The organism is Streptomyces sp. NPDC002671 (assembly GCF_053592475.1).
Map to the genome: position 1 here is coordinate 279,919 of NZ_JBSFVU010000005.1, position 22,854 is coordinate 302,772.

Consider the following 22,854-nt stretch of genomic DNA (forward strand, 5'->3'; position numbering starts at 1 on the left):
TGTGGCGCCGAGTTCCTCTCTCGACATGTCAAAAGTAGAAGGTCGACTCGTGACATGTCAATCCTGGAATGTAGAGTTGAGGGCATGAGCCTCAGACACGCACTGCTCGGCCTGCTCTCCGAGCGTCCCGCCAGCGGCTACGACCTGCTGAAGACGTTCGAGACCTCGCTGGCCAACGTCTGGCCCGCCACCCAGAGCCAGATCTACACCGAGCTGACCAGGCTGGCGGGCTCCGGGCTGATCGCGGTGACCGCCGAGGGGCCGCGCGGGCGCAAGGAGTACGCCCTCACCGACGAGGGCATGAGCGAGCTGCGCCACTGGCTGACCGAGACCAAGCCCCAGCGCAACGCCCGCAGCGACATCCTGCTGCGCGTCTTCTTCCTCGGTGTGCTGCGGCCCGAGCAGGCGCGCGACTATCTGACCGAGCTGACCGAGATGTCCCGGGAGGGGTACGAGCAGCTGCGGCAGCTCGCCGACTCCATCGACTGGGACGACGACAACCTCTCCGTCTACGGCCGGATCGCCCTCGAATACGGCCTGCGCTTCAACGCGATGCGGCAGGAATGGGCCGAGTGGGCGGCGGAGCAGATCAAGTAGCCCCGAGGAACACGGGATTCGTGAACGCGGCCAGCGCCCCCGGCACCGGCCCCGCCGCCGTCTCGTGCCTCAACTCCGCCCGTACGTAGGCGGCGTAGGAGGGGGTCGTGCACCACTCGACCACGCCCGCGCCCGACACCGGCAGCGGGCCGCTCGTGAACAGCACCCCCTGGTCGGTCACGAAGCGGACCGTGCAGCGCGGGGCGCCGGAGACCTCCAGGCGGACGGTCACCGGGGTGTCGTCCTGCGGCACCGCCAACCGCTCGCCGATTCCCGCCTGTCGGCCGGACTCGGCGGTCGCGCCGAAGTCCAGCCGCACGTAATGCGACTCGGCCACGTAGGAGCGGCCGGCGCGCAGGCCGTCCTGGATCGCCTCCCGGGTCAGATCGTCGGCGAGGACGACCGTCTGGGGCAGGCCGACCTGGTCCGGGTCGCGGTGGGCGTCGCTGTTGCCCATGGCCGGCAGCCACGTCCGCCGCTCGCGCACGGAGGCGACGAGCCCCGCGTCCCACGCGGCCAGGGCCAGCTCGTCGTCGGGCGTGTACGGACCGTTCCACACCTCGACGACGTCCGCCTCCGCGAACCCGAACTTCCAGGCGCACCCGACGCATGTGCCGTACGGATGCGCCGGTACGACCAGGCCCCCGGCGCGGCGGATCTCCCGCGCGAAGTGGCCCCAGCGGCCGTCCCGGGCGCGGTAGCGCCAGTCGACGAAGGTCCCGGGGTCGGTCCCGAGGGCCAGCGCATGGCCGTTGCGCGTGGTGACCTCCTCGCCGAGCAGGACGAGCAGGTCCTCGCCCGCAACGTCGGCCCAATGGGCGTGGGAGGACGTCGTGTTGTGCTCCGAGCTGTTGATGAAGTCCAGCCCGGCCGCACGGGCCAGCGCGGCGATCTCGGCCGGGGTACGGCGCCCGTCGGAGTGCCAGGAGTGCAGATGACAGTCCCCCCGGTACCAGTCCCGCCCCCGGCCCGCCGCCCGCGCGGGCGGATACACCGGGCGGGGGGTCTCGCCGGGCTCCCCTTCGGTGAGCGTGACGGTCAGTTCGTACGACAGGCCCTGCGGGGCGACGGTGTAGGGGCCGAGCGCGATGTGCCAGGTGCCGGGGGTGAGCGGGCCGGGGAGGTAGCCGGGGGTGGCTTCGTCCGCGCGGACGAAGAACTCGGTCCGGGCCCCGCCCGACCAGCCCCTGAAGCCTGCTTCGGTACCGCACTCGTCGAAGAGCCCGATGTCGAGGGCGTTGCCGGGGGTGCCGGGCGGTACGGCGGGCTTGTCGTAGCTGTACGAGACCCGCAACTCGGTGATGCCCGGTGGTACTTCCACGGGTACGTAGACATAGTCCGGTGAACCTGGAGCGAGAGTGCCGCGCAAGGTCGTCACACCTCCAAGGTAAGTACCGAAAAGGGGCGGGTACAGATAGCCCATGCGTATCGCCGTCACAATCTTCCTCACCGACGAGACCGTCACCCCCACCCGGCTCGCCCGGGAACTGGAATCGCGCGGCTTCGCGGGGCTGTACCTGCCCGAGCACACCCACATCCCCGTGGAGCGGAGCACCCCGTACCCGGCTGGCGGCGAGCTGCCGCGCGAGTACGGCCGTACCCTCGATCCCTTCATCGCGCTCGGACAGGCGGCGGCCGTGACGGAGCGGTTGGGCCTCGGTACCGGGATCACGCTCGTGGCCCAGCACGACCCGATCGACCTCGCCAAGCAGGCCGCGACCCTCGATCACCTCTCCGGTGGTCGCCTCACCCTCGGTGTCGGCTTCGGCTGGAACGCCGAGGAAGCCGCCGACCACGGCGTTGAGTGGCGCACCCGACGGGAGCTGGTCCGCGACCGGATGGGCCTGATGCGGGCGCTGTGGTCCGAGGAACCGACCGGCTACGAGGGGGAGTTCGGGAGCGTACGGCCGAGCTTCGCGTTCCCCAAACCGGTGCGGAAGCCGCGCGGGCCGGTCGTCGGCCCGCGCATCCTGGTCGGCGGCTCCGCCGGACCCGGGCTGTTCGCGCACATCGCCGAGTACGCCGACGGCTGGCTGCCGATCGGCGGGCGCGGGCTGACCGAGTCGCTGCCCGTACTGCGCTCGGTGTGGGCGGACGCCGGCCGCGACCCGGCCGCCCTCCAGTGCGTCCCGTACGCCGTCCACCCGACCTCCGGCAAGCTCGCGCACTACGCCGAGCTGGGCATCGAGGAGGTCGTGGTCCAGCTGCCGCCGGCGGGGGAGGCGGAGGTGCTGCGGGCGCTGGACGAGTACGCGGGCATGCTCTGACTCCTCATCCTCGACCGGCTCTCCTCCAGCTCCTCGACCCTGATCATCGCGAACGTATCCTCGAAGGATGACGACTTCCGCGACCTCCGGAACCGGCCCCACCGAGAACTCCATGCGTCGCGCCCTCAAACGCGCCCGGGACGGCGTCGCCCTCGACGTCGCCGAGACAGCGGTACTTCTCCAGGCCCGCGGCGAGGCCCTCGCCGACCTCGCCGCGTCGGCCGCCCGGGTACGGGACTCGGGTCTCGAAGAGGCGGGCCGCCCCGGCGTCATCACGTACTCGAAGAGCGTCTTCATCCCCCTGACCCGGCTGTGCCGGGACAAGTGCCACTACTGCACGTTCGTCACCGTCCCCGGCAAGCTGCGCCGGGCGGGCCACGGGATGTTCATGTCCCCGGACGAGGTGCTGGACATCGCCCGCAAGGGCGCCGCGCTCGGCTGCAAGGAAGCCCTGATCACCCTCGGCGACAAGCCCGAGGGCCGCTGGCCGGAGGCGCGCGAGTGGCTCGACGCGCACGGCTACGACGACACGATCGCCTACGTCCGCGCCATCTCCATCCGCATCCTGGAGGAGACGGGCCTCCTGCCCCACCTCAACCCCGGCGTCATGACCTGGACGGACTTCCAGCGGCTCAAGCCCGTCGCCCCGTCCATGGGCATGATGCTGGAGACGACCGCCACCCGGCTCTGGTCCGAGCCCGGCGGCCCGCACTACGGCTCCCCGGACAAGGAACCGGCCGTACGCCTGCGCGTCCTGGAGGACGCGGGCCGCTCCTCGGTCCCCTTCACCTCCGGCCTGCTGATCGGCATCGGCGAGACGTACGAGGAGCGCGCGGAGTCCCTCTTCGCGCTCCGCAAGGTCTCGCGGGCCTACCACGGCATCCAGGAGCTGATCATCCAGAACTTCCGCGCCAAGCCGGACACGGCGATGCGCGGTATGCCGGACGCCGAACTGGACGACCTGGTTGCCACGGTGGCCGTCGCCCGGCACATCATGGGCCCGTCCGCCTGCCTCCAGGCCCCGCCGAACCTGGTCGACAGCGAGTACGAGCGGCTGATCGGCGCCGGCATCGACGACTGGGGCGGGGTCTCCCCGCTGACCATCGACCACGTCAACCCCGAGCGCCCCTGGCCGCAGATCGAGGAGCTGGCGCAGAAGTCGGCGGCGGCGGGCTTCGAGCTGCGTGAACGTCTCTGCGTCTACCCGGAGTTCGTCCGCCGCGGCGAGCCCTGGCTGGACCCGCGGCTGCGCCCGCACGTGAGCGCGCTCGCGGACCCGGAAACCGGGCTGGCCCTCCCGGACGCGGTGGTCGAGGGTCATCCGTGGCAGGAGCCGGAGGAGGCGTTCACCCCGTCCGGCCGTACGGACCTGCACCGCACGATCGACACCGAGGGCCGCACCGCCGACCGCCGCGACGACTTCGACGAGGTCTACGGCGACTGGGAGGCGCTGCGCGAGGCGGCGGCCCCCGGCATGGCACCGGAGCGCATCGACACGGACGTACGCCAGGCCCTGCGCACGGCGGCCGACGACCCGACCCGCCTGACGGACGCCGAGGCCCTCGCCCTGCTGCACGCGGACGGCCCGGCGCTGGACGCCCTGTGCCAGGTCGCGGACGACGTGCGCCGGTCTGTGGTGGGCGACGACGTGACGTACATCGTCACCCGCAACATCAACTTCACGAACGTCTGCTACACCGGCTGCCGCTTCTGTGCCTTCGCGCAGCGCCGGACGGACGCGGACGCGTACACGCTGTCGCTGGAGCAGGTCGCGGACCGAGCCCAGCAGGCCTGGGACGTGGGCGCGGTCGAGGTGTGCATGCAGGGCGGCATCCACCCGGACCTGCCCGGGACGGCGTACTTCGACATCGCCAAGGCGGTGAAGGAGCGGGTGCCCGGGATGCACGTCCACGCGTTCTCGCCCATGGAGGTGGTGAACGGCGCGACCCGCACCGGCATGTCGATCCGCGAGTGGCTGACGGCCGCGAAGGAGGCCGGCCTCGACACGATCCCCGGCACGGCGGCGGAGATCCTCGACGACGAGGTCCGCTGGGTCCTGACCAAGGGCAAGCTGCCCACGGCCACCTGGATCGAGGTGGTGACGACGGCCCATGAGCTGGGCATCCGCTCGTCCTCCACGATGATGTACGGCCATGTCGACCAGCCCCGCCACTGGCTGGGCCACCTGCGTACGCTGGCACGCATTCAGCGGGAGACGGGCGGCTTCACGGAGTTCGTGACCCTCCCCTTCATCCACACGAACGCGCCGGTGTACCTGGCGGGCATCTCCCGTCCGGGCCCGACGACGAGGGACAACCGGGCGGTCACGGCGATGGCCCGCCTCCTCCTCCACCCCTGGATCCCGAACATCCAGACAAGTTGGGTCAAATTGGGCGCGGAGGGTGCGGCGGAGATGCTCCGCTCGGGCGCGAACGACCTGGGCGGAACCCTCATGGAGGAAACGATCTCCCGCATGGCCGGCTCGTCCTACGGCTCGTACAAGTCGATCCGTGACCTGGTGGCGGTCGCGGAGGCGGCCGGCCGCCCGGCGAAGCCGCGTACGACCCTGTACGGCGAGGTCTCCGAGGAGCGGCAGCGGGCGGCCGAGGCCTCGGACGGGCACCTGCCGGAGCTGCTGCCGGTCCTGGATTAAGTGCGGACTGAGTACGATGATCCGACCCCGGTGCTGAGACGGGGGACCCGTAGCGGAGGAGATGCGTACCCGTGGCTGCCCGACTGCCCTCGTGGGCCTGGGTCTCCGGACTGACGGTCGGAGCGACCGCCGCCGTCATCGCCCTGGCTGTGCAGGCGGACCACGGGCCGCATCCCACGGCCTCGACGGTCCACCACCCCGGCCCGTCGGCCTCGGCGGGCGCCCACGCGCCCGCCGCCCCGCATCAGACGGCCCCGCCCGCGCTGCCGGACGGGTCCGGCACGGGCCGCCGGATCGTGTACGCGCTCGGCGAGAAGCGGGTGTGGCTGGTGGACGCGACCGGCAAGGCGAGCCGGACGTTCACGGTGTGGCCGGGGACGGTGAGCCCGCAGCCGGGTAGCTACTCGGTCGGCGATCGCATCCAGTCCAAGCAGGGCTCGGACGGCGTCCAGATCGAGCACGTCATGTTCGTCACCAAGGTGCAGGGCGTGAGCATAGCCTTCTCCAACGCCCTCGACGGCTCCTCGCCGCCGCCCGCGAACGGTCAGAAGCTGGGCGGCATCCGCATGCACAAGGAAGACGGCGCCGCCCTGTGGGCCTTCGGTGACGACGGCACGAAGGTGACGGTCGTCAAATAGCCTCTCCCTGCCGGGCGGGCAGCTGGTTGACGATCAACGCGACCCCGCTGAGCAGGAACACCCGGGTCGCCGCCTCCAGCCCGTTCCAGGTCTTCGACTGCCACATCGAGAACCACTCACCGCCGATGGCGATGAACCCGGCGCCGAAGAGCAGAAGCAGCATCAGCAGCCCGTAGGTGGACCAGCGCCGGGCCTGGTCGGCGTCCCGCCGCGCCCAGAGATACGTCCCCCAGATGAGCACCAGGGCCGCCACCGACTCCCACACGATGATCGCGACGTACGCGGTGTCCTGAAGTCCCTTGCTGGTGATCGCCCGCCACATGAGGTCGTCGTCATTGAACGTGGTGTCCATGGCGAGCACATGCCGTACGAACTGCTGGTTGGTGCCGAAGTCGGTGATGTTCCCGAGTGCTACGAGGGTGATGTAGAGGGCGAGGATGCCCGTGAGGACACCGGCGGCGAGGCCGAGGCCGGTCTGACGTGTGGGGGTGACAGTGGTGCGTGTGGGGGTGGTGGTCATTGCTGGATTCTCTCGCGGCCGGGGCCTCCAACTCCCCCCTGCTTTGCGCCGATTCCGGTGCCTGGTCACATCTGCGAGGCCGGGGGCGATCAGCCCAGCGGACGGCACAGCAGTGCGTCGGGGACGCCGTAGTGGAGCCACTTCCAGGTGTAGGCGACGCCGGCGAGGTACTCGTTGTCGGCGCACTGGCCCTTGTAGTGGCCGGGCGCCCAGTCGCTGTCGACGGAGCCGCCGCCGGCAGGGCGGTTGTCGCCGTGGTCGAACCAGACGTTGTGGCCGGTGGTGGGCAGCGCCTTGGCGGACGGGGCGCAGAGCAGGGCGGCCATCGAGTTGTCGTGCACGCTGTAGCCGACGGCGTAGGTGTTGTCGGGGCACTGGAGCTTGTTGTAGCCCGAGGCCCAGTCGCCCTCGGTGACGTAGCGCTCGTCGGTGACGGTGGTGAACGGCCCGCCGGTGCCGGCAGGCCGGCCGGCGTCGGTGCACAGGCCCCGGCTGTTGCCGCGGCCGAGGCCGATGAGGCGCTCGGTGTCCGGGCAGTTGCCCTTGCGGTTGCCGTTGGACCAGTCACCCTGGGCGAGCATGGTGGCGGAGACGTTGTAGTCGCCGTGATCCAGGTCGAGCATGTTCCAGTGGTCGGCCTGGGGAACCGGGCCGCTCAGGCCGGGTGCGGTGATCAGCTTGTTCCAGGCGGTCGCGCGCCAGTCGCCGGGGTCGTTGAGGCTCAGCTGCCTTCCCGCGCTGTCGTAGTCGAGCAGGGCCCAGTTGTCCATCGGCGTGCCGCCGCTGTCGGTCCAGCCGACCAGGGGCCAGACGGCGAAGTCGGTGTCGTTCTTGGCCAGGATGGTGGTGAAGGCGTCGAACCAGGCCTGTTCCTTGGTGTCGGTCGAGCCGCGGCCGGCGGCACCGAACTCGCTGATCCACACGGGGGCGGTGAAGTGCTGGCCGGTCCGGGTGACGAACAGGGCCTCGTCGTTCACCACCTGGGCGAGCTGGTCGGGCGTGAAGTCCTCGTAGCGGGGGTCGCTGGTGGAGCCCAACCCGCCGGAGGCCCCGGTGTTGGCCGGGCCGGTGTAGCCGTAGAAGTGGGCCGAATAGACCAGTTTGCCGGACTCGATCAGTGTGTGGGACAGCGTCGCGACCGGGGTGAGCATCGGGCGGCCGTGGCTGAAGAGGGCGGACGGGATTCCCTGCCAGTTGATCCCTTCCATGATGATCAGGAGGTCCGGGTCGGCCTGGAGGATCCGGTTGCCGGCCTCCTCGAAGGCGGCGTACTCGTCGTGGCCGTCGCCCAGGCCCCAGTTGGGGTCGTCCCAGGTGTCACGGCGGACCTCGTTGCGCAGATCCGCTCCGACCACGCGCTTGTTCGCCCGGTAGCGGTCGGCCATGAACAGCCAGTCGGATTCCCATTGCTGGGTGCTCTGCCCGCTGTTCCAGCGCTCGTTGCCGTCGAGGCCGCAGCACCAGCGGTAGCCGGTGGTGTGGTTGTTGAGGACGACCGCGAAACCGTCGGCGGTCAGGGCGGCGACCACCGCGTCGTACACCTGCAAGGGCGTCTTGCCCTTGAGCTGCGGATTGGCGGCCACCGCCGCGTCCGGCACCGTAGTGGTGTCGTGGATCATCGCGTCGGCGAACGGCAGCCGGATCGCGTTCAGGCCGAGGCTGTGGAACCCGGCCAGGATCGTGCCGATCGGCGCCCGGTCCAGCCCCAGCGGGATGTTGTACGAGACCTCGCCGTGCTCGTTGTTCGCCGGATCGCCCGGATCGCCGCTGCCGAGGTAATGGCCCTGTGCGCCATCCCAGTTGCCCGCCTTCAGCTTGAACCGGTCGCCGTGCGCATCGACGATGTACCGCCCGCGCGTGCTCAGCGGGCCCGCCCACGAGGAGGCGAGCTGGGTGCCGCTCAGGACAGGTGCGGTCGGCGCGGCGGTCGCACCCGTTGTGGCTGAAACCGTACTGGCCTGGGCGGAGGCGCCTGCCATCACGGCCAGCAGAGCGACCGCGGTGACGGCGGCCGTGCGGAGACGGCGGCGCCGGACCCGGGGCGAGCGGGCTGAACTGGTGGAATTCACGGCGTCTCCAGGGTGGGGGCGGGAGGCGAGGGTGCCGGCGCTGCGTTCGCGCCGGCCTGACCGGTGCGCGGAGCAGAAGCTATCCGGGAACGGAAACCCGCGGTATGCAGAAAATCGCCATGGTGCCGCGCCATCGGCACTCCCGCACATTGAGCCAGAATGAATGGGCGGGCCAAGGGGGAGGGGTGTGCGGATGGCGCAGGCACGGCTGTCGATGCAGGAGCTGATCGGGCGGCGGAGGCGGGCCGGTTTCATCGGGCGGGGCGACGAACGGGCAGCGTTCCGGGAGAACCTGGACCTTCCGCCCGAGGATGAACGCCACCGTTTCCTTTTCCACGTCCACGGCAACGCCGGTGTCGGAAAGACGTTCCTGGTGCGGGAGTTGGAGCAGGTCGCGCGGGAGCGGGGGGCGCTGACGGCGTACGTCGACGAGGGCGTGGGGAGTGTGCCGGAGGCGATGGCGGCGATCAGCCGTGAATTCCTGCGGCAGGGCCGGGAGTTCAAGAGGCTCGACAAGGCGTTGGGCATGTACCGGGAACGGCGGCACGAGGCCGAGGTGGTGCTGGCCGGGCTGGAGCCGGAGCCGGAGCGCCCCTCGGCGGTGACTGCGACGGCCGTACGGGCGGGGCTGGCCGGCCTGGGCCTGCTGCCGGGCGCCGGTCCCTTCGTGGGTGCGGTCGATGCCGCTCAACTGGCCCAGTACGCCGACAGGTTGCGGCGGGGCCTCAGCGCCCGGTTCGGCAGCCAGGAGGACGTGCAGCTGGTGCTGTCCCCCGAGCGGGAGCTGACCCCCAGACTGCTCGACGAGCTGGCCGCGGTGGCGGCCTCCGTGCCGTGGATCGTCCTGTTCTTCGACACGTACGAAAGGACGGGGCCGTTCGCCGACAGCTGGCTGCACGAGCTGATGACGACCGACCGGCACGGGGCGCTGCCCGCCAATGTCGTCGTGGTCACGGCCGGCCAGCGGCCCTTCGACACCGCCCGCTGGGGCGGCTTCGCGGACTTCATGACGGACCTGCCGCTCGGGCCGTTCACGGAGGCGGAGGCCCGGGGACTGCTCGCGGACCGGGGGGTCCGGGACGAGTCGGTCGTCGCGGAGGTCCTGCGGCTGACCGGCGGGCTGCCGGTGCTCGTCTCCACCCTCGCGGAGGCGCGGCCCGCCGATCAGGGCGACGTGGGGGATCCGAGTGCGGACGCCGTGGAGCGGTTCCTGAAGTGGGAGCGGGATCCGGTGCGGCGGGGCGTGGCGCTGGCCTGTGCGCTGCCCCGGCGGCTCGACGCGGACGTGTTCCGGGCGGTGGTGGAGTGCGACGAGACGGAACTCGACGCACTGTACGGGTGGTTGAGGGGGCTGCCGTTCGTCGACGGGCGCGGTGACGGCGTGCGGTACCACGACGTCGTACGGGCCCCGATGCTACGGCTCCAGCGGGCACGCTCACCCCGGGGCTGGGGCGAGGTGCAGCGGCGGCTGGCGGGGGTGTTCGGGCAGTGGCGGGGCGAACTCGAAGGAGCCCGGGACACCGAGGAGTTGTGGGCCGACGAGCAGTGGCGGGAGCTCCGGCTGGCCGAGTCGTACCACCGGCTGTGCGCGGGGGACCGGGACGCGTTGCCTTCGGCGCTGCGGGAGTTCGTCCACGCCTGCGTCGCCGGTGACGCCACGGCCCAGCGGTGGGCGCGGGCCCTCGTGGACGCGGGCGAGGACGCCGACCTGGGGCCGGTGGCCCGCTGGGGAACCGACCTGACGCAGGCCCTGGAGGACGGCGGAGTGGCCGCCGCACTCGCCCGGCTGCTGCACCGGGCGGCGCTGGACGACCCGGAACGGGCGCTCGCCCACGTGGCACGGGGCAACGCACTGCGGCGCGGCGGGGCGTACGACGAGGCGCTCGCCGCGTTCGAGCGGGCCATCGCGCTGGACCCCGGGCTGGCCCGGACCTACCGTGGCCGGGCGCTGACCTACGGCGAACTGGGCGACTACGAGTCCGCGCTCGCGGACATGGAACAGGCCGTGGCGCTCGCCCCGGACGACCCCTGGAGCCACGCGGTGCGCGGCGAGTACCACCGCATGCTGCGCAACCAGGACGAGGCGATCCAGCACCTGGACGAGGCGATCCGGCTCGACCCGACCAGCGACTTCGCCTGGGCCTCCCGAGGCGCCACCTGCCTCGCCCGGGGCGAACTCGACAGGGCCCTCGACGACCTGAACCACGCCCTGGAACTCAACCCGGACTACGCGTGGGCGCTCGCCCGCCGCGCCCGCGTATGGCGCGCCCGTGGCGAGCCCGCCCGTCGGCTCGCCGACCTCGACCGTGCCCTCGCCCTCCATCCGGACTGGGCCTGGGGCCGCTGCGAACGCGGCGACGCGCTTCGCGTGGCCGGCCGCGACGAGGAGGCCCTCGCCGACTACGACCGCGCGCTCGCCCTCGACCCCGAGTACGCGTCGGCGTACGCGAGCCGGGGGGTGTCCCGGTTCAACCTCGGCCGCCACACGGAGGCGCTGGCCGACCTCGACCGCGCCGTCCAGCTCAAGCCGGACTACCCCTGGGCACAGTGCCGACGGGGAATCGTCCTCCTCGAGTTGGGCTCCCGCGACGCCGCCCTGGCCGCGCTGGACACGGCGAAGACCCTGTCACCGAACGACGAATGGATTCTCACGTGGCACAGCAGGGCGCTGGACGCACTGGGCGATGTCCCTCGATCATGAGCGGTGCCAGTTGAGTCAGCTGGTCACCCGGTTCGCACTCGCCAACGCGGCCCCTGCCGGCCGGCCCGCGCAGCCCCTCCCCACGACGGTCCCGGTCCGCATGCTGGTCAGGGTGGACCGGGCAGGCGTTTGCGGTGCTAACGTCTCCCCCATGCAGCGCACCACCACCCTCGCCATGATGCGAATGATGCCCCGAATGTCGGAGGCGCTTCGCTAGCGAAGCCGTGTGCGCGCAGGACGCGACGGACCCTCCGGCAACGGGGGGTCCTTTTTGTTGTCCCCGTTGCCTCCCGCGCTCCTTCCCCACCCCCAGTCGTCCCCGTGGCTGCCGCGTGCGGCCGACTCCATCCGCAGGAGAAGCTCGCCATGACCCACCCCCCGGTCATCTCGCTCACCGATTGCGCCGACCCCAACGCGGTGGCCCGACAGTCGGCCAGGATCGCCGCCCTCTTCGGGGCCACGCCGAGTGTCCTTCCGCTGACCGGGCCGGACCCGGAGGGCGTCGCCGCGCTCACGCTGCTCGACCTGCTGCGCGCCACCGATCTCGTCGGCGGGCCGACGCACCCGGTCGTGGTGCTGGTCAATATCGCGCCGCGGGACGGCTCCTGGCCCAACGGGGCGCCGTTCTGCTACTTCCGCCACAAGCAGCACCTGGTGATCAGCACGTTGAATCCCCGGGTCCTCGCGCCCCTGTCGACCTACCTGGAGCTGACGGAGGTTCAGGTCACCGACGTGCGCGAGGTGGTGGAGGCGGCAGCCGCCCAGTGGGCCGAGCTGTCGCCGGCCGAGGCCGAGGAGATCGGACGGACCCAGTTCCGCAGCCTCTGGTACGTGCCGCTGCTGGCCCGCTGGCTGGTGGACGGTCGCCCGGTCCCCGCGCGGCCGCACGTCGTGGGCGGGCCCGACCAGCGGGCGGCGGGCGCCGAGGCGGCTGGCGGGGTGCGGGTCGCCGTGGTGGACAACTTCGGCAACTGCAAGCTGGACCGCCCCGTCGCCGCCATCCCCGGCCACCGGGCGGCGGCCGGTCTGTCCGTCCACAGCGCCCGTGACGGCCGCCGGATCCAGGTGCGCTGTTACGACCGGCTGCCCGATGTGCCGTACGGCGAGCCGGGCATCACCACCGGAAGTTCGGGCCTGGGATTCGCCGAACTCGTGGTGCGGGGCGGTTCCGCAGCCGAACTGTTCGGTCTGCGCGAGGGCGACCGGGTCCTCCATCCCACCAGCTGACGCGTTGTCGCGGCGTCTCGAATGACGGCCGCCTCGATTGACACCGCACCGCACCGCCCGGAATGCTGAAGCGCATGTCCGGAATCCTCCGCCTGGTGCGCCGTCGCCACGTTGACCACGTGCGTTGCGCCGCCGATCTGTGTCGCTGAGCGCACTGCCCCCGGTTTTTCTTTCGCACCGTCCGTTCCGGACAGCATTTCCAAAGGAACCCCCATGTCCCTTTTCCGTACGTCCCTCGCCGCCTCGCTGGGCGCCGTCGTGGTGCTGGCAGCCGCAGCCTGCGCGCCCCAGCCCCAGAGCACGGCCAAGGCCACCGCGACGGCCTCCGGCAACTGCGCGACCAGCCCGAGCCTCCACCGGCAGGGGCAGCTGACCGTCGCCACCGACTCCCCGGCCTACACGCCGTGGTTCGACAACAACGACCCGTCCGACGGCAAGGGCTTCGAAAGTGCCGTGGCCTACGCGGTGGCCGGCAAGCTCGGCTTCAGCCGGAGCCAGGTGAAGTGGGTGGTCGAACCGTTCGACAACTCCTACGCCCCGGGACCGAAGAACTTCGACTTCGACATCAACCAGATCTCCAAGACCCCGGAGCGGGCGAAGGCGGTGGACTTCTCCACCAGCTACTACACGGCCAACCAGGCCGTCCTCGTACTGAAGAAGTCCAAGTACGCGGGCGCCACCTCACTGGCCGCGCTCAAGGACGCCAAGATCGGCGTGCAGGTTGCCACCACCAGCTACCAGGCGGTGCTCGACGAGATAAAGCCCGGCCACCAGCCGAGCGTCTTCAACACCACCAACGACGAGGTCCACGCCCTGGAGAACGGCCAGATCGACGCGCTCGTCACCGACCTGCCGACGGTGTTCTACCTGGCCGGCGCACAGGTGCAGGGCGGCAAGATCCTGGGCCAGTTCAACTACGACCATGGCACGCCGGAGCAGTTCGGCCTGCTGCTGGGCAAGGGCAGCGGGCTGACCCCCTGCGTCAACCAGGCGCTCGCCGCGCTCAAGGCCGACGGCACGCTGGGCAAGATCACCTCCAAGTGGCTGTCGGCCTCGGCCAACGCCCCCGAGCTCAAGCCGTAACGGGTCGCACAGTGGAGCACGAGACCACGGCCGAGCTGGAAAAGCAGGCCAACCCGCAGGACGAGCAGTACCGGCCGAGCGAGCGGCAGCGCGAGCGGGAGCGGTTCCGCCGCGCCCGCCAGCGGCGCAACAGGTGGATCGCGACCCTGTGCACCCTGGTCAGCCTGGTGGCGGTGGCGGCGGCCGTGGTCGCCTCGCCCGGCTGGGACCGGCTGCACAGCCGGTTCCTGGACGGCGCGGAGTTCCGCAAGACGTTCCCCGCGATCCTGGACGGCTTCTGGCTCAACGTCCAGATGTTCCTGGTCGCCGAGGTGCTGATCCTGGTCCTGGGCCTGCTGATCGCCCTGGTGCGGGTCACCCGGGCGCCCGGCCTGCAGCCGTTGCGCCTGGCCGCGACCCTGTACGTGGACGTCTTCCGCGGGGTGCCGACCCTGCTGCTGGTCTTCCTGGTCGGCTTCGGCCTGCCGGCGCTCCAGCTGCAGGGCACCCCCTCCCAGCCCTGGCTGCTCGGGGTGATCGCGCTGGTGCTCTCCTACACCGCCTACGTCGGTGAGGTGCTGCGGGCCGGCCTGAACTCGGTTCACCCCGCGCAGCGCAACGCCGCGCGGGCGCTCGGGCTCAGCGAGTCGCAGACCCTCCGGCGGGTGATCCTCCCGCAGGCGGTGCGCAACGTCCTGCCGCCCCTGCTCAACGACTTCATCGCGCTGCAGAAGGACACCGCGCTGGTGGCTGTCCTCGGGCCGTTGGAGGCGCTGAGGGTCGCGCAGATCAAGGCGGACTACGACTTCAACTACACCCCCTACCTGGGGGCGGCAGCCCTGTTCATCGCGGTGACCATCCCCTTGACGAGGTACGCCGACCGACTGCAGCGCCGCGCCGCGCAGCGCACCTGGGCGGAGGCGGGACAGTGAACGAGCCACTGCTGCGGATCAGCGGCCTGCGTAAGGCATACGGCTCGCGCCTGGTCCTGCGCTCGATCGACCTGGATGTCGCCGAGCACCAGGTGGTCTGCCTGATCGGCGGATCGGGCTCGGGCAAGTCCACCCTGCTGCGCTGCATCGACCTGTTGGACGTCGTCGACGACGGCACCATCCATCTGGGCGGGACCGAGCTGACCGATCCCCGCCTGGACGCGAACCTGGCCCGCCGACGGATCGGCATCGTCTTCCAGGCGTACAACCTGTTCCCGCACCTGAACGTGCTGGACAACATCACGCTCGCCCCGCGCCAGGTGCACAAGGTGCCGCGCAGGCAGGCCGAGGAGTCGGCCCGCGAACTGCTCGCCAGGCTGGGCCTCGCGGACAAGGCGCACGACTACCCGGACCGGCTCTCCGGCGGCCAGCAGCAGCGGGCCGCGATCGCCCGGGCCCTGGCCACCGACCCGCAGGTGCTGCTCTTCGACGAGATCACCTCGGCACTCGACCCCGAACTGGTGGGTGAGGTGCTGGACGTGGTCACGGACCTGAAGGAGCGCGGCCTGACCATTCTGATGGCCACGCACGAGATGGGCTTCGCCCGGCAGGCCGCCGACCAGGTCTGCTTCCTCGAGGACGGCGTGATCCGCGAACAGGGCACCGCGGAGCAGGTGCTCACCGACCCCCGCCACGAGTCGACCCGGCGCTTCCTGTCCCGCGTGCTGGAACGCTAGTGCCCTGAAGTCCTTGATCGGAGAGACTGGCCTAGCGATCCGCCGCGAAGGCCAGGAACTCCGTCCACGAGGTGCCCTTGACGGCGAGCTGGGCGCGGTCCTTGTCCTTGGAGTCGCGGATGTGGATGGTGGCGGGGGTTACGGCCACTTCGACGCAGTCGGGGCCCTCGTTGCTGCTGTAGCTGCTCTTGAACCAATTCAGCGGGGTGGAGGTCATCTCTCTTCTCCGATCAGCTGCTCGATGAAGGCCAGAGACTCCCGTGGCGGGAGAGCCTGCGACCGGATGATCCCATAGCGCGATTCGAGAAGCTGTACCTCCCGGGGATCGCTGACCACCCGGTTGTAGGTCTGCCCCTCCTCGTGAGCCACTGTCTTGCCGTCTCGTAGCATCAGCAGGCGGATGGGTCCTCCCATTCCCGCGTGGTCGTCGCGATCGGTCGGCATCACCTGGATCTCGACGTGCCTCAACTGGCCGACGTCCAAGAGGCGTTCGAGTTGCTTGCGCAGGACCAGCCGACCCCCGATGGGCCGCCGCAGGGTCACCTCCTCCTGGACGAAGGTGAGCGTGGCTCGTGGTACCCGCTCGAAGATCGTCTGCCTGGCCAGGCGTGCGTTGACGTGGCGGTCGATTTCGTCCTCGGTGTACGACGGGCGCCGCATCGTGTACAGAGCCCTTGTGTACTCGGGGGTCTGCAACAGGCCATGCACGTAATGGTTCGCGTAGGCCCCGAGTTCGGCGGCCTCGTCCTCCAGCTTGGCCAGATCCCGAACGTTCTTCGGGTAACGGGCCTTCTCCACGTCCTCCTTCATCGCGGACACCTTGCCGCCCGCGCCGACCACGTCATCGGTCTTGTCGAGGAAGTCGGGCTTGGGAAGCCTGCGCCCGCGCTCCACGGAGGAGACCATCTCCTCGCTGTACCCGATCCGCGCGCCCAGCTCTCCCTGCTTCAGCCCGGCGGCCTCTCGCCACATCTTGATCTGCCGTCCGACCGCCTTGAGTACGGCCTCGGCCTCCTCGTCCTCCACGTTGTCCCCTTGCGACGTACGAGCCGTACGACCACGTCAGACGCCCGGACAGTCACGTTGCGTACCGTGGTCATCACTGTTCAGGGTAGGGACAAACGGCCACGCTGGGTGACATGAACGAGAAATCCCGCCTCCGGGTCCAGCTGTCGGCGACGCGCAGAGGCGCCCGCCTCGCCCGCCTCCTGGCCGAGCGTCAACTGGACGAGTGGGGCGTGCCGTTCTGGGAGGCGGCGCAGGTGGTGGCGGAGCTGGCGTCCAACGCCGTACGGCACGGGCGGGTCAGAGGCAGGGACTTCCGGCTTGGCCTGGAGCTGCGCGACGACGGCACCCTCCGCATCGCCGTGACCGACGCCCGGGGCGACCGGGTCCCGCGTCTCCCGGACCCGGTGACCGAGGACGCGGAGGGCGGCCGGGGACTGCTGATCGTGGCGGCGTACTCGGACCGCTGGGGCGTGGAGGAGGCGCCGGCGGGGGCGAAGACGGTCTGGGCGGAACTCGTACCGGGAGCACCGGGACGCGGCGGTCCATGACCCGGCGGCGCCCGACGCCAAAAGACCAAAGAACCGGGGAAAGAACCAAACCCTCCCCCACCGCCCCCGTCGCTCACTCGCCGGAGTGAATATGCCCAACGCAACTGGCGTGGCGGGACAGTTGTGGTGCAGCGTCGGCAACGACAGCAAGTCCGCACATGCATCGGCCCTCGCCGGGACTGGCATCCCAATGCGAGGGCCTGATCACCGAGGAAGAAGAGCCTTCCCGATGACTGACAAGCAGCGTAACGCGCCCAAGCGCGCGAAGTCCGCCCATTCCACGTCCGGGGTAATCCACGTCAACGAACCCCACCACGACAACTTCACGGTGGTCGGCAACCACCTGGCTCAGCACCCGGAGTTGTCGCTGACGGCGATCGGCCTCGCGACCCACATCCAGTCGCTGCCCGCGGGCACCCCGATCGGCATCAAGGTGCTGGCGTCGAAGTTCCCCGAGGGGGAGATCCGGATCGCCTCGGCCCTGCGGGAGCTGGAGGAACACGGGTACCTGTCACGCACCAAGGAGCGTCTTCAATCGGGCCGAGTGACGACCCGGACGACCTCGTTCAACAAACCCCGCCTCGCAGTGACCGCAGCCGCGGCGGCAGTCGTCGCCCCGCCCGCGCCTCCCAAGGCTGACGACCGGTCGCCGGGCCGGCCGACGGCAACTGATCTGCTGACCCGCCTGCGCGCCCACGACTCCCGCCTGCTCCTCAGCGAGCGGGACGTACACCGCCTGGCCCCGGCCGTCACCGAGTGGCTGGACCGAGGGGTGCCGTCCACCGCCGTCGTACGCGCCCTCACGACGGACCTGCCCCAGGACCCGATCAAGCACCCGGCGGCCTTCCTGGCCCACCGTCTGGCCGCCCAACTGCCGCCGCGTCTCCCCACCCCACCCCCGACGGCAGCCACGCCACCGCGCTTGGCCCCCCTCCAGAACTGCGACGGCTGCGACCGGGCCTTTCGCGCTCCCGAGCCCGGTCGCTGCCGCAAGTGCCGTTCATCGTCGGCGGTGGCATGAGCGTGGAGGCGGGGTCGACGACGAGCGCCGCGTCAGCGACCTACCGCCGATTCCACCGGTACCGTACGAGGACCGAGCCACCTGCACCGGAGGTCACCGTGAGCGCCCAGACCGACGGCCCGTACGAACCGCTGATCCCCATGCCCGAGCTGACGCCGGACGCGTTGCGGGCTGCGGTCACGCGCATCGCTCCCAGCAGGATCCCCGCGCTCACACAGCATCTCTTCGAAGCCACGACGAACGCTCAGCAAACCCAGAGTCTCGCGCCGCTGCGTGCGTTCGTGCACTCCTGGGCCGTGTTCGTGGCGATCGAACGTCACCCGGAACGCGCCGCCCGGCTGCGTGAACTGGAGCACGTCGTTGACGCCGGGGAACAGGACCCGTCGGCGGCCATTGCGGAGATCCGTGCGCTCCGTGTGGCGGCCGAGGCGGAGGCCGGGCTGTGACGGACTGGGCCTGGGACTACAACCCGAGCGCCGAGTACGTCACGGGAGGGCTGCCGCCGGGAGCGGTCGCGGAGGTGGAGCGACTGGCCACCGAGCTGGCCGCCCTTGGACACGACGCCGTCAAGGTGGGCCGACCTGTGGACCGAGAGGGCGGGCTACGCGAATTCGACATCCTCGGTGGACGTGGCTTCATCAGCTTCCTCGCCGTACCCCGCCACCAGTGCGTCTACGTCTGCAACGTCACCTGGTACGGCTGACCCCTCTGGCGCAGGGCCGCGGTGGGGCAGCTCGGTCGGATACGCATACGGGCGGTCGCGTCGCGCTGGGCTCACCTCTCCGCGGACGGGACCAGGGCCGGGGCGAAGCGGTAGGAGATCGACTCCATCAGCGGCTTGCGCTTGGTGTTGTGGAAGGCCGCGATGCGCCACTCGCCGTCGAGCCGGCGGACCAGGGTGTACGTCTGGATCTTGGTGAGCTTGCGCGGTCGCTTGCCTTTGTAGGTGTCGCCGCGGCCGTTGACCACCGCCAAGTCCGGCCCGGGGAAGCGGATGTCGAGGACCTCGTCCGCGAGCTTGGTGCCCTTGAGGAAGGCCCCGAACAGGGCGCGGTGACTTTCCACGATGTCCTGGCGCCCCTGGTAGAAGGTGCCGACGAAGGTGACGTAGGTGGCGTCCTCGGTGAACAGGCTGCCGTATGCGTCGGCGTCGTGCCGCTCCCAGGCGGCGACGAGTTCGTCCAGGACGGAGGTGATGGCGGCGACGTCGGTCGTGGTGGTCGACATGGTGCAGGTCTCCTCTACTCGCTAGACTGCATGCAGATTCTGAACGTAAGCAGTATCTGCGTCCGTGCAGATAAATTTAGGAGAGGGCTCCGGCGATGGCAACCCCCTTGCGCGGCGGGAACGAGCATGTGATCTTCCGTCAGTACCTCGACGCGGTGGGCCTCCAGGGCCTGGCCAGCGCTGAGGCCGCCGGTCTGCACACGTCGGAGTGGTACGCGCTCAGCCTGATCGCGGCGGAGGGCGGGCTCAGCTCGGGTGAACTGGCCACCAGGACCGGGCTGACCACCGGCGCCACCACGCGCCTCATCGACCGCCTCGAACGGGCCGGGTACGCGCGCCGCGCCTCGGACCCCAAGGACCGCCGGCGGGTGATCGTCGAGCCGGTCCCGGACGCGCTCGCCCACGTCGAGGAGGTCGTGGGCCCCGCCCGCCGCCACATCGCCGAGGTCCTGGCCCGCTACAGCCCCGAGCAGCGGGCGTTGCTCTTCGACTACTTCGAGCACGCCGCACCCGCGTTCCGCGCCGCCACCGAGGAGATCCGCAAGGCGGTGGCGCCGAGGCGGAAGAGGGCGGCCCGGCCTCAGAGCGACGGCTGACCCGGCCGAAGCGCTCATCGCTGTGCAGGAATGACCCCACCATGGCCGATTTGCCCCAGTGAACTGTTCGCCTCCGGTCGATTACAGTGCTGAGCGTCGTACATACGGACGGTGCCGTCGGGAGGTCTGGGTGGGTGCGACGACCGGGGCCGTCTGGGGCCGGGCCGAACAGCAGGACTTCCGCAGCAGGGTGCGCGGCACGCTGCTCGGCGGTGCCGTCGGGGACGCGCTCGGCGGGCCCGCCGACGCGCTCGCCCTGGAGGAGATCCGCTCCGTGTACGGCGGCGAAGGCCTGCTCGACCTGGCCTTCGGGCACGGCGAGCGGGGCACCGTCACCCACCACACCCAGCTCACCCTCTTCACCGTGGACGGGCTGATACGCGCCCAGGTACGCCGCGACACCGGCGCCTGGCACCCGCCGACCGACCTGCACCGGGCGTACCGCCGCTGGGCCGCCACCCAGCGGGACTGGGGGCCCGACGAGCGCCGTAAGGACGACGGCTGGCTGGCGCGTGAGGAGTGGCTGTACGCCCGCCGTGAGCCGACCCGGGCCCTGCTCATCGGCTTCGGGGACGACAACATGGGCACCCTGGAGACCCCCAAGAACCCTGGCGAAATGGGCCCGGAGGCGGTCGTCCGTTCCGCGCCCTTCGGGCTGCTGGTCGGCTGGGAGCCGCAGCTCGTCGTCCAGCTGGCCGTGGAGTGCGCGGCCCAGACCCACGGGCACCCCGTCGCCTACCTGTCGGCGGGCGCGTACGCCGTGATCGTGCACGCGCTGGCCCGCGGCGAGAGCCTGGACGGCGCCGTGCAGCGTGCCCTCGCCCTGCTCACGGCCCGCCCCGGCCACGAGCCCGTGACCGACGCCCTCCAGCACGCGCTCGGCGCGGTACGGCAGGGGCTGCCGACCCCGGCGCGGGTGGAGGAGCTGGCAGGGGACGGCACGGCGGACGGTCTGCTCGCCGCCTCCGTCTACTGCGCCCTGGTCGGTGAGGACGTACGGCACGGCCTCTGCCTGGCGGTGAACCAGAGCGGCCCCTCCGCCGCCGCGGGCGCCCTCACCGGCGGACTCCTCGGCGCCCTGCACGGCGAAACGGCCCTCCCGCCGGCCTGGCTGGCCGAGCTGGAGGGCCGCCCGACCATCCTGGAACTGGCCGACGACTTCGCGATGGAGCTGACCCAGGGCCCTGCGCTGCACGGTCCCGCGGGGGCGTCACCGGGCTGGCTGGCGAGGTATCCGCGAGGCTGATCACCGTCCGCAACCTCCCGGGGTAGGACCTAGCGCATCAGCTCCCCAGCGTTGACCAGCAAGGACTGCCCCGTGATGGCCCGCGCCCGGTCCGAGGCCAGGAACACCGCCGCGTCCGCCACGTCACCGTCCGTCGCCAGCTCCGGCAGCGCCATCCGCTCCGTCAGCCGCCCCAGCACCTCCGCCTCCGGCACCCCCTCCGTCTGCGCGGTGAACCGGACGTACGCCTGGACCGGCGGACCCCACATCCAGCCCGGCAGCACGGTGTTGACCCGGATCCGGTACGGGCCCAGCTCCCGCGCCAGCGAGTACATGGCGCTCGTCAGCGCCCCCTTCGAGGCGGCGTACGCGGCCTGCTTCACCTGCGAGGGCGCGGCGACCGCCGACTGCGTCCCGATGAAGACGACGGACCCGCCCCCGCCCTCCTTCAGTGCGGGCAGACAGGCCCGGGTCATCCGCAGCGTCCCCAGCAGGTTCACGTCGAGGACCGACTGCCAGGTCGCGAAGTCGGCGTCCTCGACCCCGCCGAAGTACGAGTCCCAGGCCGCCACGTGCACCACGGCGTCGACCGAGCCGAAGCGTTCCCGTGCCAGCCCGGCCAGCGCCGCGCACTGGTTTTCGTCCGTGATGTCGGTCGCTCGGTACGCCGTGCGCGTGCCGCCCGGGTCGATCTCGGCCGCGGACTTGGCGAGGTTCGCCTCGGTGCGGGCGCCCAGGACGGCGTTCCCTCCGTCCCGTACGACGGCCGCGGCGACCTGGTGGCCGAGTCCGGACCCGACGCCCGAGACGACGACGGTCTTGCCGGTGAGCAGGGACATCGGAGCCTCCCGGGGTATGGCGTTCTATCTGACGGAGCGTCAGAGTATGGGCGACCGCAGGAGGACGGAAGGGTACGGAAGAGAACGGACGCGAACGGACGAGAACGGAAGGGGAACCGCATGAGCGAGGACTCGCGCAGCGAGCCGTACGCCGAACTGGCCGCCGTCGGCCCGTACGGCGTCCGCCCCGGCCACGCCCTGATCACCATGGTCGAGCCGCACCCCGGCCACGAGTACGCGTACAACCGCTGGTACGAGGACGACCACTACTACGCCGGCGCGATGGCCATGCCCTGGATGTACGCCGGGCGCCGCTGGGTGGCGACCAGGGAGCTGCAGCTGCTCCGGTACCCCGAGAAGTCGGCCGTGGCCCAGCCGGTCACCGCCGGCTGCTACCTCTCCACGTACTGGATCACCGACGGCCGCTACGACGAGCACATGAAGTGGACCGTCGCCATCAACAAGCGCCTCAACCGGGACGCCCGCGTCCACCACGCCCGCACCCACGTCTTCACGGCGTTCCAGGACCACGAGACGACCGTCTACCGGGACGGCGCGGCGGGCCCGAGGGACTTCCACGCCCTCGACCATCCCTACGCGGGCCTGGTGCTGGAGGTCGTCGACGCCGAGTCACCGGAGCAGCGGGCCCAGCTGCTGGAGTGGCTGAGCCGCCGCCACCTGCCCCGCCGCCTCGCGGGCTCCCCGGCGGCCCTGGTCACCCTCTTCCGCCCGACCCCGCTCCCCGGCGACCGCATGACCTACGTGAAGCAGGTCGAGGGCACCGACACCCGCCTGACCCTGCTGTGGTTCCTGGAGAGGGACCCGCGGGAGTGCTGGGCGGAGCACTTCACGGGGCTGGACACCGAGATCGCGGAAGCGGGCCTGGGCAGGCTGGAACTGCTGGCCCCGTTCATCCCGACGATTCCGGGCACGGACCGCTACGTGGCAGAACTTCGCAGCTGAAACGGACCTCTGGGGGCGGAGCCC

23 protein-coding genes are annotated in these 22,854 nt (G+C 71.0%); 16 read left to right on the plus strand and 7 right to left on the minus strand.

The features are described 5' to 3' along the window. Positions 1-84 precede the first annotated feature (84 nt). Positions 85-597 (plus strand): PadR family transcriptional regulator, encoded by a 513-nt coding sequence (locus ACWD35_RS10055; protein ID WP_451350689.1) that lies wholly within the window; start codon positions 85-87, stop codon positions 595-597. On the opposite strand, the gene ACWD35_RS10060 is transcribed toward ACWD35_RS10055, so the two are convergent. Next, the gene (locus tag ACWD35_RS10060) at positions 590-2,020 is read right to left on the minus strand and encodes a CehA/McbA family metallohydrolase (protein WP_451350815.1); all 1,431 of its coding nucleotides are present in this window, start codon (positions 2,018-2,020) and stop codon (positions 590-592) included. The genes ACWD35_RS10055 and ACWD35_RS10060 overlap by 8 nt on opposite strands. Between ACWD35_RS10060 and ACWD35_RS10065 the strand changes: the two genes are divergently transcribed. The 3 genes from ACWD35_RS10065 to ACWD35_RS10075 all read left to right on the plus strand — a co-directional run bounded on the left by ACWD35_RS10065 (position 2,019) and on the right by ACWD35_RS10075 (position 6,155). Beyond that, positions 2,019-2,864 carry an LLM class F420-dependent oxidoreductase gene (locus tag ACWD35_RS10065; protein WP_451350690.1) on the plus strand — a complete coding sequence of 282 codons (846 nt, stop codon included), beginning with the start codon at positions 2,019-2,021 and terminating at the stop codon, positions 2,862-2,864. The genes ACWD35_RS10060 and ACWD35_RS10065 overlap by 2 nt on opposite strands. Positions 2,865-2,931: 67 nt before the next feature. Beyond that, the gene (locus ACWD35_RS10070) at positions 2,932-5,517 is read left to right on the plus strand and encodes a bifunctional FO biosynthesis protein CofGH (RefSeq protein ID WP_451350691.1); all 2,586 of its coding nucleotides are present in this window, start codon (positions 2,932-2,934) and stop codon (positions 5,515-5,517) included. Between the two features lie 71 nt (positions 5,518-5,588). Next, complete coding sequence (locus tag ACWD35_RS10075; RefSeq protein WP_451350692.1) at positions 5,589-6,155, plus strand: hypothetical protein; 567 nt, start codon at positions 5,589-5,591, stop codon at positions 6,153-6,155. Here ACWD35_RS10075 and ACWD35_RS10080 read toward each other — a convergent pair. Next, the gene (locus ACWD35_RS10080) at positions 6,148-6,675 is read right to left on the minus strand and encodes a DUF2165 domain-containing protein (RefSeq protein ID WP_451350693.1); all 528 of its coding nucleotides are present in this window, start codon (positions 6,673-6,675) and stop codon (positions 6,148-6,150) included. The two genes, ACWD35_RS10075 and ACWD35_RS10080, sit on opposite strands and share 8 nt — an antisense overlap. 89 nt (positions 6,676-6,764) lie before the next feature. Continuing rightward, entirely contained in the window at positions 6,765-8,654 is a 1,890-nt protein-coding gene (locus ACWD35_RS10085; RefSeq protein WP_451350816.1) for a glycoside hydrolase family 5 protein, read from the minus strand. A 283-nt stretch (positions 8,655-8,937) separates the two neighbouring features. On the opposite strand from ACWD35_RS10085, the gene ACWD35_RS10090 reads away from it, so the two are divergent. The 5 genes from ACWD35_RS10090 to ACWD35_RS10110 all read left to right on the plus strand — a co-directional run bounded on the left by ACWD35_RS10090 (position 8,938) and on the right by ACWD35_RS10110 (position 15,403). Then, positions 8,938-11,445 carry a tetratricopeptide repeat protein gene (locus ACWD35_RS10090; protein WP_451350694.1) on the plus strand — a complete coding sequence of 836 codons (2,508 nt, stop codon included), beginning with the start codon at positions 8,938-8,940 and terminating at the stop codon, positions 11,443-11,445. 366 nt (positions 11,446-11,811) lie between these two features. After that, a complete protein-coding gene (locus tag ACWD35_RS10095; RefSeq protein WP_451350695.1) occupies positions 11,812-12,672 on the plus strand; it encodes an SAM hydroxide adenosyltransferase in 861 nt (286 codons plus the stop codon). Positions 12,673-12,885: 213 nt separating this feature from the next. Next, positions 12,886-13,755 carry an ABC transporter substrate-binding protein gene (locus ACWD35_RS10100; RefSeq protein ID WP_451350696.1) on the plus strand — a complete coding sequence of 290 codons (870 nt, stop codon included), beginning with the start codon at positions 12,886-12,888 and terminating at the stop codon, positions 13,753-13,755. 11 nt (positions 13,756-13,766) lie between these two features. Next, positions 13,767-14,666: an amino acid ABC transporter permease gene (locus ACWD35_RS10105; protein WP_451350697.1), complete on the plus strand. Its 900-nt coding sequence runs from the start codon at positions 13,767-13,769 to the stop codon at positions 14,664-14,666. Beyond that, complete coding sequence (locus tag ACWD35_RS10110; protein WP_451350698.1) at positions 14,663-15,403, plus strand: amino acid ABC transporter ATP-binding protein; 741 nt, start codon at positions 14,663-14,665, stop codon at positions 15,401-15,403. Before ACWD35_RS10105 ends, ACWD35_RS10110 begins: the two co-directional genes overlap by 4 nt. A 31-nt stretch (positions 15,404-15,434) precedes the next feature. Here the strand turns inward: ACWD35_RS10110 and ACWD35_RS10115 are convergent, their stop codons facing one another. Both ACWD35_RS10115 and ACWD35_RS10120 read right to left on the minus strand, forming a co-directional pair. Beyond that, positions 15,435-15,620 carry a DUF397 domain-containing protein gene (locus ACWD35_RS10115; RefSeq protein ID WP_451350699.1) on the minus strand — a complete coding sequence of 62 codons (186 nt, stop codon included), beginning with the start codon at positions 15,618-15,620 and terminating at the stop codon, positions 15,435-15,437. Next, positions 15,617-16,429 carry a helix-turn-helix domain-containing protein gene (locus ACWD35_RS10120; protein ID WP_451350700.1) on the minus strand — a complete coding sequence of 271 codons (813 nt, stop codon included), beginning with the start codon at positions 16,427-16,429 and terminating at the stop codon, positions 15,617-15,619. The genes ACWD35_RS10115 and ACWD35_RS10120 overlap by 4 nt, the downstream gene beginning before the upstream one ends. A gap of 113 nt (positions 16,430-16,542) precedes the next feature. On the opposite strand from ACWD35_RS10120, the gene ACWD35_RS10125 reads away from it, so the two are divergent. The 4 genes from ACWD35_RS10125 (at position 16,543) to ACWD35_RS10140 (ending at position 18,683) form a co-directional block, all read left to right on the plus strand. Then, positions 16,543-16,959 (plus strand): ATP-binding protein, encoded by a 417-nt coding sequence (locus ACWD35_RS10125; RefSeq protein ID WP_451350701.1) that lies wholly within the window; start codon positions 16,543-16,545, stop codon positions 16,957-16,959. Between the two features lie 229 nt (positions 16,960-17,188). After that, positions 17,189-17,980: a helix-turn-helix domain-containing protein gene (locus ACWD35_RS10130; protein ID WP_451350702.1), complete on the plus strand. Its 792-nt coding sequence runs from the start codon at positions 17,189-17,191 to the stop codon at positions 17,978-17,980. A 98-nt stretch (positions 17,981-18,078) separates the two neighbouring features. Beyond that, entirely contained in the window at positions 18,079-18,426 is a 348-nt protein-coding gene (locus tag ACWD35_RS10135) for a DUF6247 family protein (protein WP_451350703.1), read from the plus strand. Next, positions 18,423-18,683, plus strand: a complete 261-nt coding sequence (locus ACWD35_RS10140; protein ID WP_451350704.1) for a hypothetical protein — start codon at positions 18,423-18,425, stop codon at positions 18,681-18,683. The genes ACWD35_RS10135 and ACWD35_RS10140 overlap by 4 nt, the downstream gene beginning before the upstream one ends. A gap of 71 nt (positions 18,684-18,754) precedes the next feature. Here ACWD35_RS10140 and ACWD35_RS10145 read toward each other — a convergent pair whose 3' ends face one another. After that, the gene (locus ACWD35_RS10145; protein WP_451350705.1) at positions 18,755-19,207 is read right to left on the minus strand and encodes an SgcJ/EcaC family oxidoreductase; all 453 of its coding nucleotides are present in this window, start codon (positions 19,205-19,207) and stop codon (positions 18,755-18,757) included. A 95-nt stretch (positions 19,208-19,302) separates the two neighbouring features. Between ACWD35_RS10145 and ACWD35_RS10150 the strand changes: the two genes are divergently transcribed. Continuing rightward, a complete protein-coding gene (locus ACWD35_RS10150) occupies positions 19,303-19,803 on the plus strand; it encodes a MarR family winged helix-turn-helix transcriptional regulator (protein ID WP_451350706.1) in 501 nt (166 codons plus the stop codon). A 130-nt stretch (positions 19,804-19,933) separates the two neighbouring features. Further along, a complete protein-coding gene (locus ACWD35_RS10155) occupies positions 19,934-21,049 on the plus strand; it encodes an ADP-ribosylglycohydrolase family protein (RefSeq protein ID WP_451350707.1) in 1,116 nt (371 codons plus the stop codon). Between the two features lie 29 nt (positions 21,050-21,078). Here the strand turns inward: ACWD35_RS10155 and ACWD35_RS10160 are convergent, their stop codons facing one another. Then, on the minus strand, positions 21,079-21,867 hold the full coding sequence (locus tag ACWD35_RS10160) for an SDR family oxidoreductase (RefSeq protein WP_451350708.1): 789 nt from the start codon (positions 21,865-21,867) through the stop codon (positions 21,079-21,081). A gap of 120 nt (positions 21,868-21,987) precedes the next feature. On the opposite strand from ACWD35_RS10160, the gene ACWD35_RS10165 reads away from it, so the two are divergent. Next, positions 21,988-22,830, plus strand: a complete 843-nt coding sequence (locus ACWD35_RS10165; RefSeq protein ID WP_451350709.1) for a hypothetical protein — start codon at positions 21,988-21,990, stop codon at positions 22,828-22,830. Positions 22,831-22,854: the final 24 nt, after the last annotated feature.